Source organism: uncultured Methanobrevibacter sp., from assembly GCF_900314695.1.
Lineage (GTDB): Archaea > Methanobacteriota > Methanobacteria > Methanobacteriales > Methanobacteriaceae > Methanocatella.
Map to the genome: position 1 here is coordinate 1 of NZ_OMWD01000036.1, position 18,084 is coordinate 18,084.

General features: G+C 31.4%; 20 protein-coding genes. 9 read left to right on the top strand and 11 right to left on the bottom strand.

Annotation, left to right across the window (positions count from 1 at the left end; translation table 11 throughout):
• Nucleotides 1-153: 153 nt before the first annotated feature.
• The 3 genes from QZN45_RS10105 to QZN45_RS10115 are packed head-to-tail and all read right to left on the bottom strand — an operon-like array spanning nucleotide 154 to nucleotide 1,965.
• Entirely contained in the window at nucleotides 154-1,146 is a 993-nt protein-coding gene (locus QZN45_RS10105; RefSeq protein ID WP_292606193.1) for a hypothetical protein, read from the bottom strand.
• A gap of 42 nt (nucleotides 1,147-1,188) precedes the next feature.
• Complete coding sequence (locus tag QZN45_RS10110) at nucleotides 1,189-1,509, bottom strand: DUF4064 domain-containing protein (RefSeq protein WP_296801654.1); 321 nt, start codon at nucleotides 1,507-1,509, stop codon at nucleotides 1,189-1,191.
• A 33-nt stretch (nucleotides 1,510-1,542) separates the two neighbouring features.
• Complete coding sequence (locus QZN45_RS10115) at nucleotides 1,543-1,965, bottom strand: archease (protein WP_296801656.1); 423 nt, start codon at nucleotides 1,963-1,965, stop codon at nucleotides 1,543-1,545.
• A gap of 88 nt (nucleotides 1,966-2,053) precedes the next feature.
• On the opposite strand from QZN45_RS10115, the gene QZN45_RS10120 reads away from it, so the two are divergent.
• Nucleotides 2,054-2,230 carry a hypothetical protein gene (locus QZN45_RS10120; RefSeq protein ID WP_292606199.1) on the top strand — a complete coding sequence of 59 codons (177 nt, stop codon included), beginning with the start codon at nucleotides 2,054-2,056 and terminating at the stop codon, nucleotides 2,228-2,230.
• Between the two features lie 114 nt (nucleotides 2,231-2,344).
• Here the strand turns inward: QZN45_RS10120 and QZN45_RS10125 are convergent, their stop codons facing one another.
• The 3 genes from QZN45_RS10125 to QZN45_RS10135 are packed head-to-tail and all read right to left on the bottom strand — an operon-like array spanning nucleotide 2,345 to nucleotide 4,840.
• Nucleotides 2,345-3,454 carry an ORC1-type DNA replication protein gene (locus QZN45_RS10125; protein WP_296801658.1) on the bottom strand — a complete coding sequence of 370 codons (1,110 nt, stop codon included), beginning with the start codon at nucleotides 3,452-3,454 and terminating at the stop codon, nucleotides 2,345-2,347.
• 36 nt (nucleotides 3,455-3,490) lie between these two features.
• Nucleotides 3,491-4,210: a 6-hydroxymethylpterin diphosphokinase MptE-like protein gene (locus tag QZN45_RS10130; RefSeq protein ID WP_296801660.1), complete on the bottom strand. Its 720-nt coding sequence runs from the start codon at nucleotides 4,208-4,210 to the stop codon at nucleotides 3,491-3,493.
• A 51-nt stretch (nucleotides 4,211-4,261) separates the two neighbouring features.
• Nucleotides 4,262-4,840, bottom strand: a complete 579-nt coding sequence (locus QZN45_RS10135) for a YitT family protein (RefSeq protein WP_296801662.1) — start codon at nucleotides 4,838-4,840, stop codon at nucleotides 4,262-4,264.
• Here QZN45_RS10135 and QZN45_RS10140 point away from each other — a divergent pair.
• From QZN45_RS10140 to QZN45_RS10165, 6 genes are all read left to right on the top strand, one after another.
• The gene (locus QZN45_RS10140; RefSeq protein ID WP_296801664.1) at nucleotides 4,815-5,012 is read left to right on the top strand and encodes a hypothetical protein; all 198 of its coding nucleotides are present in this window, start codon (nucleotides 4,815-4,817) and stop codon (nucleotides 5,010-5,012) included. The genes QZN45_RS10135 and QZN45_RS10140 overlap by 26 nt on opposite strands.
• A 162-nt stretch (nucleotides 5,013-5,174) precedes the next feature.
• The gene (locus tag QZN45_RS10145) at nucleotides 5,175-5,606 is read left to right on the top strand and encodes a hypothetical protein (RefSeq protein ID WP_296801666.1); all 432 of its coding nucleotides are present in this window, start codon (nucleotides 5,175-5,177) and stop codon (nucleotides 5,604-5,606) included.
• 296 nt (nucleotides 5,607-5,902) lie between these two features.
• Nucleotides 5,903-7,045, top strand: a complete 1,143-nt coding sequence (locus tag QZN45_RS10150) for an alanine--glyoxylate aminotransferase family protein (RefSeq protein WP_296812752.1) — start codon at nucleotides 5,903-5,905, stop codon at nucleotides 7,043-7,045.
• A 432-nt stretch (nucleotides 7,046-7,477) separates the two neighbouring features.
• The gene (locus tag QZN45_RS10155) at nucleotides 7,478-7,897 is read left to right on the top strand and encodes a GerW family sporulation protein (RefSeq protein ID WP_296812754.1); all 420 of its coding nucleotides are present in this window, start codon (nucleotides 7,478-7,480) and stop codon (nucleotides 7,895-7,897) included.
• A 26-nt stretch (nucleotides 7,898-7,923) separates the two neighbouring features.
• Nucleotides 7,924-8,490, top strand: a complete 567-nt coding sequence (locus QZN45_RS10160; RefSeq protein ID WP_296812756.1) for a DUF2953 domain-containing protein — start codon at nucleotides 7,924-7,926, stop codon at nucleotides 8,488-8,490.
• A complete protein-coding gene (locus QZN45_RS10165) occupies nucleotides 8,480-8,722 on the top strand; it encodes a hypothetical protein (RefSeq protein ID WP_292606215.1) in 243 nt (80 codons plus the stop codon). The genes QZN45_RS10160 and QZN45_RS10165 overlap by 11 nt, the downstream gene beginning before the upstream one ends.
• Nucleotides 8,723-8,773: 51 nt before the next feature.
• Here the strand turns inward: QZN45_RS10165 and QZN45_RS10170 are convergent, their stop codons facing one another.
• Together QZN45_RS10170 and QZN45_RS10175 are read right to left on the bottom strand one after the other, a co-directional pair.
• Entirely contained in the window at nucleotides 8,774-10,306 is a 1,533-nt protein-coding gene (locus QZN45_RS10170) for a thiamine pyrophosphate-binding protein (protein WP_296812757.1), read from the bottom strand.
• On the bottom strand, nucleotides 10,303-10,761 hold the full coding sequence (locus QZN45_RS10175) for a deoxyuridine 5'-triphosphate nucleotidohydrolase (RefSeq protein WP_296801686.1): 459 nt from the start codon (nucleotides 10,759-10,761) through the stop codon (nucleotides 10,303-10,305). Before QZN45_RS10175 ends, QZN45_RS10170 begins: the two co-directional genes overlap by 4 nt.
• Before the next feature lie 66 nt (nucleotides 10,762-10,827).
• Between QZN45_RS10175 and dmpI the strand changes: the two genes are divergently transcribed.
• Nucleotides 10,828-11,016 (top strand): 4-oxalocrotonate tautomerase DmpI, encoded by a 189-nt coding sequence (dmpI, locus tag QZN45_RS10180; RefSeq protein WP_292882096.1) that lies wholly within the window; start codon nucleotides 10,828-10,830, stop codon nucleotides 11,014-11,016.
• 111 nt (nucleotides 11,017-11,127) lie between these two features.
• On the opposite strand, the gene QZN45_RS10185 is transcribed toward dmpI, so the two are convergent.
• Nucleotides 11,128-12,063 carry a hypothetical protein gene (locus QZN45_RS10185; protein WP_296812759.1) on the bottom strand — a complete coding sequence of 312 codons (936 nt, stop codon included), beginning with the start codon at nucleotides 12,061-12,063 and terminating at the stop codon, nucleotides 11,128-11,130.
• 1,742 nt (nucleotides 12,064-13,805) lie between these two features.
• Between QZN45_RS10185 and QZN45_RS10190 the strand changes: the two genes are divergently transcribed.
• Entirely contained in the window at nucleotides 13,806-14,096 is a 291-nt protein-coding gene (locus tag QZN45_RS10190; RefSeq protein WP_296812761.1) for a hypothetical protein, read from the top strand.
• A gap of 751 nt (nucleotides 14,097-14,847) precedes the next feature.
• On the opposite strand, the gene QZN45_RS10195 is transcribed toward QZN45_RS10190, so the two are convergent.
• Nucleotides 14,848-17,067, bottom strand: coding sequence for a hypothetical protein (locus QZN45_RS10195; protein WP_296812763.1), 2,220 nt, complete (start codon nucleotides 17,065-17,067; stop codon nucleotides 14,848-14,850).
• Nucleotides 17,068-17,255: 188 nt separating this feature from the next.
• Entirely contained in the window at nucleotides 17,256-17,810 is a 555-nt protein-coding gene (locus QZN45_RS10200) for an Ig-like domain repeat protein (protein WP_296812764.1), read from the bottom strand.
• Between the last annotated feature and the right edge of the window lie 274 nt (nucleotides 17,811-18,084).

Here is an 18,084-nt window from a genome sequence, read left to right on the forward strand (position 1 = left end):
TCTGGAGCAGGGGGGATAGCACGGTAATCCTACTCTCGTGGGAGAGTATCAGCCCGTGAAGTAAGAATCCTCGACTTCTCCAAAGTCGAGGTAGTTCAAAGGTGATATTTAAATAAAGTTTTGGTGAAATGGCTGATAATAGCAAAAAAAATATTATTCATTTAAAAATTGGTCTAAAAAGGAAATTATCTTATCGCCAATATTCTTATAATCCTCTTGTTTAAAATAATAATCGTTCTGAACAGTATCTTCAATCAAAACTTCTGAATCTTTAACCAATTCCTTAAATGGAATCATGTCAAAATCTGAATGGAAATAGTTAGTATTAGTTCCAATGAACAATGATTTCGCCTTAATATTCGGCAGTTTATCAATGACATCAAATTCCATATCACATTCATTTCTGAATTTGAAATCATACATGTCTCTAAAGAAACACTCATCTGCAAAATCTTCAAAGATAACTGTGATTTCATCATTATCCAGTTTACTGAATGCTGTTTTGGAGGATGAATGGGCAAAAAGCAAAGCATTGATTGCAACAACTGCATTATTTTTAGAAATACCATATTCATCATCAGAGTTATCAGCCGAATCAATAATGCTTTCAAAAGTCTTTGAAAGAATAAACCTGTAACCTGAAACATTAGCTGCACTATTTATAATTAATAAAAACTTCATTTCATCAGGATAGTCGCAGGCCCATGTTAAAAATTGAAATGCACCAATACCTTCACCGACCAAACCTAAAATCTTTTTGATTTTAAATTTTTCAAATAAAAATTGCCTTCTAAACTTTACCTGATCTCTAACAGTGTATTTTGGAAAATCACCATTTAATCCTGTTGATGATGGAGAACATGAACCAGGTGTTCCTAAAGATTTAATTAGTATAAAATAAGATTCATCATCAAAATTACTATTGTCCAATACATAGTTATGCATCCCAGCTAAAAAAGAATAGATTCCTCGAAATGTAGATGAAAACAAGATCGCATTAGTAATATAACCGTCTTCATCATATTTTGGAACTCCATAGGTAGAATATTCAACTTCAACATCATTCAAGATTCTTCCATATTCAAATTCAAAAGAATCCATCACATGAATTCCATGCTCTGTTAATGAACTATAAATTGTAACCATCAAATATAATTAATTAAAAAAAAGTATAAATATTTTTTTAATCTATTTTCTGAATAATGTCAATATCCCCGCTGAGAGTAAAAACAGTGCACTAATCACATTAATATGGTCCGCACCAACAATGACAAACATTGTTGCGATTAAAAATCCTATACCTGCCGCTTCTTCGTTTCTTCTTAAATAAAATGAAGAAACGATACCTAAAATAGAAGCCAAAATAGCAACAAACCCTAAAAAGGAAATGTGTACTTGTCCATAATTTTCCAAGAAAATTAAAAAAGAACCTGAAAATATTCCCAAAATGGAACCTACAATACCCAGAATAAATTCAAGAGTTCGTGAAACAGTTTTTCTTCTTTTCATAATAATAAATATAAAATTTATATTATAAATAAATTACAAATCGACAATAGCCTGAAGCTCATAATGACTTGTTTTTTTAACATCCATCATATGAAATGTTATTGCCTTAATTTCAGTTTTTCGCTCATGTTTATCCCAATTTATGGACTCTCCCTTGATTTTTGCTTTAAGATTAAATGCATCATCAATCCATTTAATTTCCACATTAAAATCGCAAAAAAGCATGAAATCCACTTCATGGTAAAACAACAGCTCTTCAAGATAATCATATAAAAGAGATACTTCGTCTTCAGAGGTTATTTCAAATGATTTAGTGATATTTGAATCAACATTGGAAGTGTCAGAAATTATATTAAAAATAGCAAATCCTGCATTTTCAAATGCTTCATTCAAATCATTTCCATATGCTTTAAATCCAATATCGGCAGTAACATCAAAATACTCATATTTTTTCATAATTTTTATCCCTCATGATTACTTTTCAGACGCTCTCTTTCTCTTAGTTTATATTAGTATTTTTATAATATTAAGTATAGTGATTGATATGTTAAGTAATAAAGATACCTCATTAAAAGCAGATTTAAGAAAAAAAAGTTCAATAAAAGATGAAATAAGATACAGCGACTACGATGTTCAATCTTGCATGGTAATGCTTTTGGTAATAACTGCATTACTTTTATCAGTTATTTCTGTTGTTGCAGCAACTCCAGGCTTACTCTAAGCTTGAATTAACTGTTTTTAAAAAAATACAATACCAAACCCTTAACGCTGCACATTAGATAAAGCTTACCATGCAAAATCTAATGTTAACAGAAACTAATTTCCTACAGGAAAATCATATGACATAGTCATCGGGGTTAAAACGCAATATAATTTCACGAGATTTTCCCTTAACCCCTTTTCCTGTAAATTTGGTATCAATTAATCTTACAAATTCTAATTTATCCAGAACCCTATAAAATGAAGTATAACTGGATCCTGTTTTTTCTTTGAATATCTCGGACAATTCACCGGCTGTGTATACTCCATCATAATCAGCTATTGCCTTTAGGACACTTCTTTCCTCATCATTTAAAGAATCAATAGCCTGTTTGATGTTAATAGAAACAAGTGAATTGACAGCTTCATCATAATGCTTTTGAGTAATTTCACGGCTTGCATCAGCTTCTGCAATGTTACCACATGTCCTTAAAAGATTGATTCCAATTCTCAGGTCTCCTTTTTCATAGGTATACATTGCAATTTGTTCAAGTATCTCATCGCCCAAAACATTTGGATAAAATCCTGCCTTTGCCCTGTTTTTAAGGATTTCTTCAATTTCAGTGTATGAATATAAAGGAAAAGTTATTTCCTGAGGAATGAAAACAGTATTTACATTCTTATCGAAAGCATATTTGAATTCCAAATCAGAAAGGATTGCAAAAGTAGCAGTTTTAACTCCATTATATTCTTCATATGCTCTTAAAACATCGTAAAATACTTTATTAGCAGTTTTACTTTGGAATAAATAATTGACATCGTCAAAAGCAACTATTAATGCTTTATCATTAGTTTGAAGATATTTCATAATTTGATCATAAATTCTTGAGAAAGGAACACCAGTTTCCGGAGGAATATGGCCAAATATTTTCTTGTAGATTTGTGAAAAAATTCCAAAACGAGTAGTATGAATCTGACAGTTAATATAAACACATACAACCTTCTCTGAAGTCTTTTCAACGAGTTCAAATACTTTTTTAATTGCAGTTGTTTTTCCAGTAGCAGGAGAACCTAAAACAATTGCATTTGATGGTTTACCTCCTCTTATGGCAGGCCTTATGGACATTGCCATTGCTTCCATTTGAGTATCCCTGAAATTATAGTTTTGAGGCATATAATCCGGGTCAAAAGCATTAATATTTTGAAAAAGACTTTCATCATACATTAAAATATCTTCAATTGCCATATTATCTAATCTATTTTAACTAGTATAAATCAATTATTATTCGCACAAATTAATAATATCTGCATTTTCATTTTCAACTATCCATGCAGTCAATTCTTCAGCATACTTCAATTTCTTCCTTTTGAACTCATCAGCATCTGCCAAATCAGTTAAAAGTTTTGGTCGTGAGTATTTTGTTACAATATCTCCGAAATCCATACCAGCCAAAGTAATTTCGCTAGCTCCAAGAGCAACGGCTAAAAATATGGCCCTGTCCCCATCGGTGAATCCTCCAAAGTTGTATACATTGCCAACAGGTTGAGCCTGAGTAGTTCCAAGAACATTATTGAAAAATGATGTGAATTTAATTATCTGTTCCAGATTGTCCCCATGGGCATGAACGACAATGTTTGCGCCCCTCAAGTTTGCCAGAAGAATATCGTCAAGATTCCCATCCAAATCTGTCACTACGATATCTGGAGAAATCCTCTCTTCAATCAAAGCAGTGGTTGCACCATCTGCTGCAACCAAAACATAATCTTTTAAGTCTTTATTTTCTTTCAATTCTACAATATGTTTTTTTAGAGATGGTCCAGCACCAAATACAATGTATTTATCTGAAAAATTAACAATTTGACCTAAATCATCCAATGTAAGGCAACCTTCTTCAGACAATATCTCGTCCAATACTTTTGCTGAATATTCATCATCCTCTCTTGAAAAACCAAAATCATCAAGAATTTCTTTATAATATCTCTCCCAAAGACCGAATTCCATGTTTAAACCTCACTATATTAATATACCCATTAACCAATTAAATAATTTGTGCTATTGATTTACGACATTGATTCGCTTGCCTGTTAATTTGAAGTATAAATTGGAAATCTGTCTTAAAGTAAATCCCACCATGAAAGCAGATATGATTGTTCCAACATTAACGGCACCAAATATCGAGGTATAAAATAGACCGCACATTATTAATGAGATTATAACCATTGTTGCATCAAAAGCTATCTTTATTGTTGAAAATCTCCAGCCAGTTACAATAGCTATCGCTTCAACACATCCTTCGCCCGGAAGCGGGGCGATGTTTGCTGGAAGATAGATGAATATTCCAAGAGCTATCAGAAAAATACTGATTACTAAAAACAATACTGAAAACAAAATTGTATTGTCAAATGGAACAAATGAAACCAAATACAGAGCCAAATCAGTGAAATAACCAAATAGAACACAATTTATAAGCTGAAGCAATCTATTTTTCTTGAATTTAGACCTTAAAATCAGAAATTGGATTAAAATTAATGCTGCATTAAATACAAATGTAGTTATTCCAATGTTAATATTTGTTATTAATGTTAAAGAATAAGAAATAGAGCTTATGGGAGTTGTTCCAAGGGTTGACACAATTGAAAAAGCCACACCAACCGACATTACAAATAAACCTACCGTAAATAAACAAATCCTTTTAAGCATGATATTAAATATATATGACATCACCCTTAAACCTACTGCACCCACCACATTAATTGAAACCGATAAAACCAAATCAACGATTATTGTAGTTAATTACTTTTAAAAAGAATTAATATTCTTTATTTATTCATTTTACAATGTAAGTGAGCGCTTACATGCGAAAACCTTTATATGTGAGTCAGTTTAAATTATTAATTGTACTGTAAAAGCTAATTTGTAAAAAATTACAAATTCCTAAAAAAAAAAACGGTACTGAGATGATAATATGGATTTAAAAATAAAAGCAATGACAATATTAGCAATATTTTGTGTATTAATTTCAGCAGGTTCCGCATGTGCTGCTGAGGATATTGCTACAAATTCCGATGACGTACTCAGTATTGATATGGATAATAATGTAATTGGAGTGGATGAAAGTACAGGCGACATTGCTGATGACGGCGTTCCATACCACGCCGATGGAACCAATGCAACAGGCAATGCTTCCGGAGACAGGTATGATGACTTTGTTCCACAGCACGCCGATGGAACCAATGCAACAGGTGGTTTTTCAAATGAAACTGGAAATACAACCAGCAGTGGAAATTCAACCAACGGCACAGCTACAACTCATACATTGCCTGCTACAGGTAATCCAATATTAGCTTTATTAGCAGTTTGCTCCCTTATTGGAGTTTATACTATAAAAAGAAAATAGGCTAAAATAATAGCCTATCTCTTTATCCCTTTTTTTAAAAAACAATCTTTTATACAAACAATACTACTTTTAGAAAATCTCTTTTCCAAACATTGCATACAACATCATAGATTATGCAAATTATTTAAACAATATGAAAAAAATTAAATTTTGATTGAACAATAGATTAAAATACGTATTTAAAAATTCTAATAATGTGAATAAACTCACACATTAAAAATATTTAATAACTATAAAAATAATAAATAGTTATAGCTTGAAATTAAGCTAATTTTCTAGAAAATTGGAGGAATTTAATGAACGATATTTTATTAATGCTTCCTGGACCAACAACTGTACATCCAAGAGTACTCAATGCGATGTCACAGGCTGTTGTTAACCACAGAGGCGCTAAATATGGTGAAATTTTAACTGAAACTACTGAATTGATGAGTAAAGTTTTCCAAACCCCAAATGATTCTTATTTATTAACCGGATCTGGAACTGCAGCTATGGAAGCAGGTATTGCTAATACCGTAGCACCTGGAGAAAAAATGTTAAATGTCGTAGGTGGAAAATTCGGAGAACGTTTCATGAAAATAGCTAACACTCACGGAATTGAAACCAAAGAATTAGCAGTTGAATGGGGAACTGCTGTAACTCCAGAAGCTATTGCTGAAGCATTGGATGCAGATGAAGACATTAAAGCTGTAAGTGTAATCCACAATGAAACTTCAACCGGTGTAGCCGCACCTATTAAAGAAATCGGTAAAGTAATGAAAAATTATGATGCATTATACATCGTAGATACAGTATCTTCCCTTGCAGGAGATGAAGTAAATGTTGAAAAATTTGGCATTGACGTCTGTCTTACAGGATCACAAAAATGTATTGCAGCACCACCAGGAATGGCTGCTATTACATTAAGCGATGATGCATGGGCTGCTGTCGATAAAGTGGAAACCAACACTTTTTATTTAGATTTGAAAGCTGCTAGGAAAAGCGGAAGCAAAGTCCCTCCTGAAACTCCATACACACCCTCCGTTTCACTTACTTATGCAATGAACGAAGCTTTAAAAATGGTTTTAGAAGAAGGATTAGATGAAAGAGTTGCACGCCACCACAAAGCAGCAAAAGCAAGTGTTGAAGCTGTTAAAGCTTTAGGTTTAGAATTATTTGCAGACGAAGCAGTATCATCTGCTACAGTTACTGCGGTCAAAATGCCTGAAGGCGTTAAAGATGTTGACTTTAGAGGAACCACCCGTGACAAATATGGTGTTGAATTAGCTGGAGGACAAGATCACTTAAAAGGAAATGTCTTCAGAATTGGACACATGGGAAATGTTTCATACAAAGAATTAACCCAAACATTTGCAGCTATCGGTATGACCCTAAAAGGTTTAGGTGCAATTGATGATGCAGGTGCTGGTGTAGCATCCATTACAGAATCATATTTATGATTCTTTTCTCTTTTTTTGAATTTTTATTTATGTAAAAAATATATTACTTATAAGTTACACTTGAAACATACCTCTTGTGAAAAATTGTTATAACTTATATCTGAAAAGTTACACTTGAAATGCACCTCTCTTATGAAAACTTATAAGTTATCTGTGAAAACTTACACTTGAAATACATCTCTTTTATGAAAACTTATAAGTTATCTGTGAAAACTTACACTTGAAATGCACCTCTTTTATGAAAACTTATAAGTTATCTGTGAAAACTTACACTTGAAATAGACCTCTCAATTTTTGATGAAATAAGAATAACTTAAAAGTTACACTTGAAATATATGTCCTTATAAGTCAAAAAGTATTACTCAATGATATTCTAAAAATATTTTAAACATAAAATACAAATATTAAATCATAAATATAGGATGTGAAACTATGACCAATAATATTAAAACAACAGTTGAAGAATTACGTAAACTTATTAATGTGGATAATGTAATTGGTACACCAATCGAGACCGAAGACAAAATTTTAATCCCAGTTATAAAAATGGGTGTAGGATTTGGTGCAGGAGAAAGCCTTCTTGGAAATGAAGGAACAGATGTAATGGGTGCTGGTGCTGGAGTAGAACCAATATCCATGGTAATGATTCCTAAAAAAGGCAACACTGCAGAAGGAGTTCGTGTACTTGATTTAAGTAAAGGAAGTGAAGCTAACAAAGCATTATCCGACTTAGGTCTAATCATTACAGATTTAGTGAAAAGTTACTTAGGATCACAGAGTGATGAAGCCTATGACGAAAGCGAATACATCGAACCAGAATTTACAACCACAGACGAAAGTGAAGAAGAATAGGAATCAAAATGTTTAACATCCTAGGGATGATTATTTTAATAATCATCTTATTCATTATTATTTTACTTTTGATTGGAATTAAAATATCATTCGTTTATACAAAAAAAGAAAGTGAAATAAAGGGATGTTTGAAAATACTTATTTTTAAAAAAATCAAGGTTTATTCTCATGAATTCCCCTCTGATGATGAAGAAGAAGAAAAAGAGGAAGAAGAGAATGACAGTAAACAAAGAGACATTAAAAAGCTATTTAAACTAGCCAAACCTTGTTTAAAAGATTTTAAAGTCTTTTTAAAATCAGCTTTAAATATAATTAAAGTTAAAAAAATTGAAAACCATCTTATTTTTGGACTTGACAGTTTTGCAGATACCGGAAAATATATTGGCATAATATGGAGCATTTTGGCTGTAGTAAACACAATGCATGAAAAATTACGAATAAGCGCTGAACCGTCATTTAATGGAAGCCAACTTGATGCTTGTGGTGTCAATGAAGTTGAAATATATCCTCTAAGGCTTATAGTTCCAACAATTAAACTAATTTCTAAAAAGGATGTTCGCAAATTCATAAGAGGTGTTTGGGATGAGCGATGAAGGGTTCTTTAAAATCAACCAAGACACTGAATTCAAATTTAAGGATTCATATGGATTTACATTTGTCTTTGAAGAGAATATCTTAAGAATTAATGAAAAAATCTCATCCGCTGAACTTAAACCTGTTGGAATAATTTATGAAGAAAATGATGAATATTACTTCGCACCCCTAGATGAAGTTGGTGATATTAAGGCAATTATCAACGAATTTATGAAAAGATGTTCTGCATAAATATCGTTTGAAAAAAATATCACCACAAAAAATTAAAGATATAAAAAAATATCATTTTGGAAGCGGGACATCTTCACTTTCAACAATTACTTCAACAACAAGAGGTCCTGTCAGATTTTTTTGAAGCAATAATTTCAAGTCATCAAGGTTATCCACTCTGACCCCATCAATTGCATATGATGCAGCAAGTTTTACGAAATCGGGATTTTGCAATTTGATTTGGTATGGATTCATATCATAAAATGATTCCTGCCATTGGCGAATTATTCCAAACTCAGAATTATTCAAAATGAAGACAATTACATTCAAATCATATTCCTTCAATGTTGCAAGTTCCTGAGGATTCATCTGAAAACCGCCATCACCGGTTATGAGGATAATTTTCTCATCACTGGCAACACATGCTCCAATAGCTGCTGGAAGACCATAGCCCATAGGTGCAAGTCCACCTGAAAACAATAGCTGACCTGGCTTTTTTGATTTCTTTAAAAGTGTAGTCCATGTTGTATGACTTCCTGCATCTGAAACTACAATATTGTCTTCAAATTTGTTTAAGATTTCAAAAATTGCTGCTTGTGGTTTTAAATCATCATGAATGCCTTCAACAGCTGTTTCATTGTCAATATCTAATATTTCATCTAGCCAATCTACTTTTTTAAAGTTAACATTCAATAAAAAGTCTTCAACTTTACCATGAATTGGATAATCACCTATTAAAACATCTTTATTGATGTTTACATGAATTAAGTTATCTGGAATTTCTGAAAATGTCCTTTCACTGGCTTTTATCCCCAATGCAATGATGCAATCAGCATTTTCAAAGGCATATTTTGACCGAGGGGTTGAACGTGCTCCAACCATGCCCAAATTAATGTCTTCATATTCTGAAATTATTCCCTTTCCATGAAATGTTGTGGTTACGGGAATATTATATTTCTGGGCTATTCCTTTGATGTTTTGGCCTTGTGAAATTGCACCTGCACCCAGAATGAATAATGGTTTTTGAGACTTATCAATCAGTTCCTGGGCTTTTGAGATGTTTGACAGGTCATCTTCACACAGATAGCATAGCTCAAAGTCTTCAAACTCATTGCTTAAAAGCACATCCTTTGACAGGTTGATGTGAATTGGGCCTTTCGGATTGTTTTTAAGGGCAAAAAGTGAAGCTCTTAACATATACAAGGCTTCAGTCCCATTTAATGGATTGTAAGACTCCTGTGTGATGTTTTTGAAAATTTCAACTTGAGGAGTTGTCTGGAAATAATCGCTTCCCTTGTATTTCAATTCATTGTCACCGGTTATAACAAGAATCGGAACATTATCCTTATATGCAGTAGCCACTGCCATAGTGAAGTTTAAGGCACCTGGAGATGCAGTTGCTATGCAAACACCAATTTTACCGGTTGAGCGATAATAGCCATCAGCGGCATGTGCAGCTGCCTGTTCATGCCTTGTGAGAATATGATTAATGTCTGAAGTTGAAAGTGCCTTGTAAAGCGACATAATCTGTTCGCCAGGAATTCCAAATACATCGCTAATTCCCTCTTCAGTCAAAATCTCAACAAGTTTATCACTTACGTTCATTCTTCCTTCTCCTGATAAGATCCATCATATTCTCCTGAACCTTCTACAGGGAATACAACCGCCTGGGCAATTCTATCTCCGGATTTGATTTTATATTCAAAATCTCCATGGTTGTAAATCATAAACATCAATGTTCCATAAAAACCTGGATCTCCCACAGCCGTTTGAACTGATATAAAAGACCTTAAGAGAGTTGATCTTGGAAGATAGAGCATTGTGTAACCCTTTGGTATTTTAACTTTGCGTTTAATACTTGCCAAATAGGCAGTATGTGGTTTTAAGGTGTAAATGTCACCTTCCATTTCTTTAAGTTCCGGCAAGTTTTTTTCATTGTCAATAAGTGAACCTGCGCTTTTTTGAGTGTATATCTTGTCCAGTTCCAAGTCTATTCCTGATGGTTGAACCAAATCCTTGAAATTTGGAAATAATTTTATAAGTTCTTTTTCGCCAAGCATCATATCAAAACCTTTTAATAATTTATTTATACTACCGCACTAATAAATTTTAATTGGTGATAAAAAATGCCTGTAATAACAATAGCTGGAAATGATGGAATTAGTGTTGAGAAAAAAAGAGAAATGGTTAAAAACGTTTCTAAAGTAGTGGCAGATGCTTATGATTTGCCAATAGAAGCAATAACTGTTTTAGTCCAAGCTTATGAAAAAGAAAGCATTGGAGTAGCAGGTGAATTGCTATCAGATAGAGAATAATTAACAAAACGGGAGTTTTGCAGAACAAAACTCCCCAAATTTACAGACTAATGTGTTAAATATATTAACACAGTCTTATATTAATACTGATTAATATATAAAAATTTTGATTCATACTTTTCTATACACATCATCATCCAATTTTTCAATAAGATTCAATTCTTGAAGTTCATCAAGATATCTTTGAATTTTTTTGTCAAAGTTTTTGCTTTCATATCTTTTAAGTTTCACTTTGAGCTGCTGGAATGTGAACTCATCACCTGCATTGTCATAGATGATTTTTTGCCAAGGGGTCAAATTGAAAATAATGTCTTCAAGAGGATTTTCAACATCACCTATATTCCAGAAATCATCCTGAGTCTTAAGTTGAAAATCATTTTCCAGCTCGTCAATGCAGTCGGTCAATATGTCCAGATGAGGATAGTTTGCAAGTCCGTTTTTGTGCTTGAAAATTTTATTCAAAAATTCGCTTTTTGCATTTTCCAAATTTTTTTCAGCTTCAGCCAATGTTTCATATGATGCCAAAATATATATCCTGTCATCAAATACCTCAACGATTTTATAGGTGTCAGTCTCATCACAAAATTCAATTTCACCGAATGCATTTACATCCCAGTCATGCTCCAACAAAAAGTTTCTGGAAAATGTTGCATCCTCAAGATTGTCAAAGACTCCAAAAATATATTCATCTCCGGCAATCTGTTTTTTGATGATGTAGTTGTCAAAGAGTCTTGATATGTTCAAACCGTATTTTGAGTTGTTGGGGTTTCTGATCTTTTTTCGGGTGAGTTTTGAAATTGCATCAAAAGTGGGTTTTTCACTAAACTGCCCTAGACAAAATAGCTTATCATCAATGACTTTGAAAACAAGATACCCATTATCAATTTCAAAAATTTCATCATGAATATTGTCAAGCTGCCAATCGCTACTGACTAGAAGATCTCTTGCAAACACTGCAACATCAAGAGAATCATATTTTCCATATGTCCTTGAATTTTTAACCACTGTGAAATTATTCTTATTTTTGCGGATGTATTTTTCGCTCATCACTTTAATTTTAACTTTGAAAATTAATATAAATTATGTTTTAAGTATGAAATTTAATTTCTAAAGAGAGGTCTATTTCAAGTGTAAAAGCTTTAAAATTAGAGTTTTTCGAAATAAATATTGATTCTTTTCTTAAATTATAAAATTGACTTATTTTATCATATTTACCCATGAAAAATGAAATTTTTGTGAAATAAAATTAATGGCTTGAAAACAACAGAAATATGGCAAAAATCAAGAGTTACTGGGAGGTAAAATTCTTACTGAAAGCCAACCTTAACTTGCAAAAAGAAAATTGTTAGGTTAAGTGGTTTGAGATATTTGAAATGAAGCTAATCTTTCAAATTCATTTATATTGCATAATTTTAAAATCACATGTATAGAAATCAAATAATTTTTTATACTAATTTCTGATTTGAAGTCATATTGGCTGTTTTCGATGAAATGAGTGAAAATTCCAAAAATTTTCAAGATTTTTTGATGAAATTTACAGGTGAAAATTAAAAATTGTAAGATATTTTTTACATAATTCTTAAATCTGAATTTTGAGAAATCTCTATAAACAAAATTATGATTTGAAATCAATTTTAAATTATTGATAAAAATAAATTAAAATTTGGAAAGAAAATAACTTTTAAGGCACAATAAAGAAATTATCGTAAAAAAATTTCATTCTAGATAATGGCTAAAACTGCTTTTTTGACAGATTCCGGCACAAATAACATATGATTTTTAACATTTTTACAATATTGCAACAATTTAGAAAAAATCATCGATTTTGAAATTAAAAATTTCAAAGTAATCATCCACACCAGAAATTCTCTATCAAAAACATTTTGAAAAAAAAAAATGAATATTGATTATAAAATTAATGCTTTTCAAAAATTGAATTTTATGCTAAATTTACAATGCCATTAGCAAACAGGAATACTTCAAAAATTTATTGACAAACATCTCAATATACCATCACATCATCTTAGAAAATAGATGATTCAGCAGCCAAAACTGAAAAGATTTTTTGAATTGAATGAAAAAATAAGAGAAATAAAGAAGTTACTTGAAAAAAATTGTATTACAATATGTCAGAATACGGTTAAATTCCAAGGAGCATATAAAATGTTATTGAAATATTGATAAATAACCTCACCAAATTAATTTTAAATTCCACACCATCCAAATAATGAAAGTACTATTAAAAATAATGAGCCCAAAATAGCTGATGAGATCTTGACCTTAAAGGAAAAAAATAGAATAATTTAGGAATACCTAAAAATTAGCGAAATATTTATATATTATAAATTAAAAAATATGTAGTAGGAAGTGTAGAGTTTACCCCTTCAACCCTAATATCCACACTTCCACACCAACAATTACATGGAGGTGAAAATGTGATTATTGGTATCGAAAACCTGAAAGAAAAACAAAACCAAGATAAGGATGACTCCGAATAACTTGGTTTTACCTCTATTTTTATGATAAATTATGAAATTTTTTTAAGATATGATACTTGATAAGTAACTTTTTGCCTACCTTGAGTTTTTTAATGACATATTCCTTTTTAGAATCATTGAATTTGAAATCAGCTTCCATTTCAATTGTTCAGCATGAATTTACTTTTTTAATAACTAAAATGCCTCTATACTCAATTATAAATATGCAAGCAAGCACTTGCACACGAAAAACTTTATATTAAATTATAATAAAGAGTATAACTAATAATTAAAAGTTTAAGGAGGCATAAAATGAAAATAGCCATATTTGCAATATTAATAATCAGCATGGGAATTATGATTTCAGTATCTCCAGAAGCACATGCAATTGATTCAGGTGTTTCACACATTATTGGAGATATCAAGCATCATTTAAATGACAGTGAAATTCACAATACTGCACAAGACAACGACACATCACTCGAACAAAACATGAATCCTCCATTAAAAAATAATCAGGACATGGACGACATAAAAAACAATACAGATTCATCAAAGTTCATAGATATAGACAATAGTCTATTTGACATTTACCTCAGTTAATTCAACACTTAAAACCACTGCCATCACCCCCCATATTTAATTAATAATATCTACATTTTTTCAAAGTGTTTTAGATCAGTTTTTAATGTCCTAATAATAGGGATTATTTCAGTATTAAAAAGAATTAAAATACTTTAATTTTAAAATAAATCATTTAAATATCTTTTTTGACAATTTAAAAATGTAAGTAGGCACTTACATGCGAAAAACTTTATATATGGATAGTTTCATATAATTAATTGTACTTAGAAAACACAAATCTCTAAGCTACACTACAAAATATAAAAATGTAAATGATGACGTATACGATGACATCACACGATGGCATCATCTACGGTGTTATTTCATACTGCAAGGAATATATGATTCCAAAAGACGATTGAAAATAGACAAAAAATGCGACGATACTGCAAACTTCACCGGTATAAAATCGCAACAAATGGTGTTTGCGAAGTAGAAACACGATTGTGAAGGGATACAATGTGGCATCTTGGCAGAAGAAAATGAAAAAATAGACTTTCAACACGAAATGAATTTAATAAAGACAACAAATAAGTGCAGTAGCATTTAGATGATCTTTATTATTCAACCCAATTGGGAGTCCCTTGATAATTTCCCCCATTTAAACACGTAAAACTCCCAATTAAATTTATCCATTATTCATTCATGTAATAGTATGTATTTGGAGTGAAATATCCATTCTCCCAAAAAACGACTCCAAATATTTACTATTCCACTCGTTCTAAAAAAATTACTTTTTAACTCTAACTGATTTTTTAACAGTATCTTTTAAGTAAGTTGCCTTTAATGTAACCTTTTTACCTACTTTAAGATTTTTTAAAGCAGATTTTTTTACAATGACCTTTGCAATACCTTTGGAATTGATTTTTGCTTTGTATGTTTTGCCATTGAATTTGAAGGTGACAATCTTATTTTTAAGGGATTTCTTTAAACTAGCTTTTAAAACCAATTTAGCTGATTTTTTAATTTTTGATGTTTTTAAAGAAATTACATGCTTCACAGCTACTTTTTTAGACAACTTTTTGTTCTTGTAGATTGCAGTTATTGTATATTTCTTAGGTGAATACTTTGATGGCAATTTAAGTTTTGCAATACCTTTAGAGTTTGTTTTTGTAGATTTGACTTTTTTGCCATTGATTTTGAAAGTTACAGCAGCATTTTTGATTGCTTTACCAGTTTTACCTGTAACCTTTACCTTATATTCACCACAATATGAAACTTTAGTTGATATAGGCTTTATCTTAATTGGAGCATAATCCACATAAACACCCACATAATAGCTTTCCTTAAAGCCATCGCTTCCAGTATATTTAACATCAATATCCCAGTCTCCAACAGGCAATTTGGACAAATCGAGTTTTGCAATACCATTTTTAATGGTTGCTGAGTATACTTTAGATCCTATTTTAGCTGAAATTTTACCTTTGCAGCTTTTAGGGACTTCGAAATAAAGCATATTTTTCTCTCCAACGAGAACATAGCTTTCATAAACAAGGTCCGGAGAAACTGTAAGATTTGTGCAATAGCCACTTACGTCATAATCACTGCCAGTATATTCTACTTTAAGGACATATTCCCCTGGATTAAGGTTATCCATATCAATTGATGCTTTACCCTTAACCAATTTAACAGATTTGAATAATTTGTCATTCAAATAGACTTTTAAACTTCCTTTCGCATTAGAAGGCAGAACAAGATCTATGCTTGACCCGTCATTAAAGGTTATATCATTTAAATCAGTAATTTCATAATCGACCGTAAAGTTGTCAATGACTGACATAGGATAATATTTTTTATCACCCAAATAGGTAACATTGACTGTGTAGTTTCCTTTAGGTAATTTTGAAATAGCAATCCATAAATCCTGGCCTGATTTTTTAATTGAAGCAGTTTTGTTGTTTATTGTTACTTTAAACAGCTTTACATTCATATCCTCAGGGATATAAACATCAATTGTATTATCTTCACCGTAAACATACATCCTTTGTACAGTCAAGTCAATGTCATATGTAACATTTACGTTGGCGATTTTGGTTCTTGTGAAATTTTTTGAGTTGAAGACAACCTTAATTTCATGACTTCCACAGGTAATGTCATCAAAAAGAGAGTATATGAACTCACCATATTTATCTAATGCTTGTTTTTTAACCAGTTTTGAATCTATGTATACACTTACATCTCCTTTGGCCAATGAACGAACAGAAATGCAATCATCATGATCAAGATAAATCGATTTAGGTATCTCCATTACGACATTTGTAACATTAAATGTTATATTCCCTTCGCAATGATTATAGTAATCATCACCTGAATAGACAAATGACATGTTATGAATTCCCAGGCTTGCTGAAGTTACTATGGATTCATTGAAATAAACAAAAGGCGCTGTTACGTTAGTTTTGTTGATTAGTTTGCCGTCAAAATAGATTTCAACATTTCCTGTTGCAGACCTTGGAAACATGATGGCTGGAATATAATAATGACTTTGGGAAAATTGCAAAACCTCCTCGGGAATCATCAGTGTAGGAGTATGGTTTTGAGGATATCTCATTACAATCAAATCATGAGTGACATTTATCTCAACATTGTTGTAAAAAGCTGTAACCTTATAATGTGTTGAGTCATATGGAGGCCAGAGATTCACATAAAAAATTGGAAACTTCTGAGGAGGAAGCTGAATCGGAATGGCCACTGATTTATTGGTGATTGTTTCATTATAAATTGAATAATTATTGATTCTAACTTCCAAATTGCCCTGAGCAGTTTCCGGAAGGTCAACAGTAATATCCGTGAGATTTTCAGCATAAACTTTTTCATCAAAAGTGACATTGATTTCACTTGCAATTTCTGCATCCTGTGCAATACTTGAAGCATCTGATTGGACTGCTGAATTAGAATCTGTTTCAAGCGTATTGTCCGTCAAATTGTCAGCTGCACTAACACATGACATTGCAAATAAAAATATAATTAGCAAAAATATAATTTTTTTAGATTTCATCAAATTATAATATGATTCAAATCATATTTAATAGTATTCAAATAGTTGAATATGGCGTTTTAAAAACATTGACAGGACTTGGTGAAGTTAAAAAAAAAAGAATATTAATTTTGAGCAATAACGCTCAAAATTAGAGAAATCTATTTGATTTTTAAAGTAATCTTTTTAGTTACTTTATTGTATGTTGTGTCCCCTGCAAATTTTACAGCAACTTTATAAGTTCCTTTTTTAGCTAATTTTATATTTACACTAGCTATTCCCTTTTTATTTGTTTTTGCAGAGTAGGTTTTTCCTTTAACAGTAAATTTAATTAATTTACCTTTAACAGGATGGTTTTTCACAGATTTGAATGTTGCTTTAATGAGTTTCTTTTTGGTTTTTACCTTATATGTTGCTTTTTTAGCTATAATTTTTGGAGTTTGTTTGGTTACTGTTATTTTGGCAGCAGCATATGATGCTTTATAGATATTGTCACCTAAATAATATGTTGAAATAGAATAGGAACCTGCTTTTTTGATGTTCAATTGGAATTTGAAAGCACCATTCTTGTCTGTTGTCTTCTTATATGTTTTTCCATTATAGGAAATTAATATTTCTTTATTTGGTAAAACAATACCTAGAGCATCTTTCAATATTCCTTTAAAGTTTTTTCCTATTTTGCCATCAACAGCGACATCTACTGTCTTGGTTTTCACATTACTACAGGTGATTTTAGTTTTAACAACTGGAACAAAAATAGTAACATCGGCTTCTGTTTTAACTCCATCATGTTCACATTCAAATAGATATTTTCCACTTGACAGATTTTTAACAACACATTCTGCATATCCGTATTCATCAGTAGTTACATTAGCTATATTGATACCGTTTAATTGAACTACCTCGACTTTGGTGAAGTCGAGGATTCTTACTTCACGGGCTGATACTCTCCCACGAGAGTAGGATTACCGTGCTATCCCCCCTGTTCCA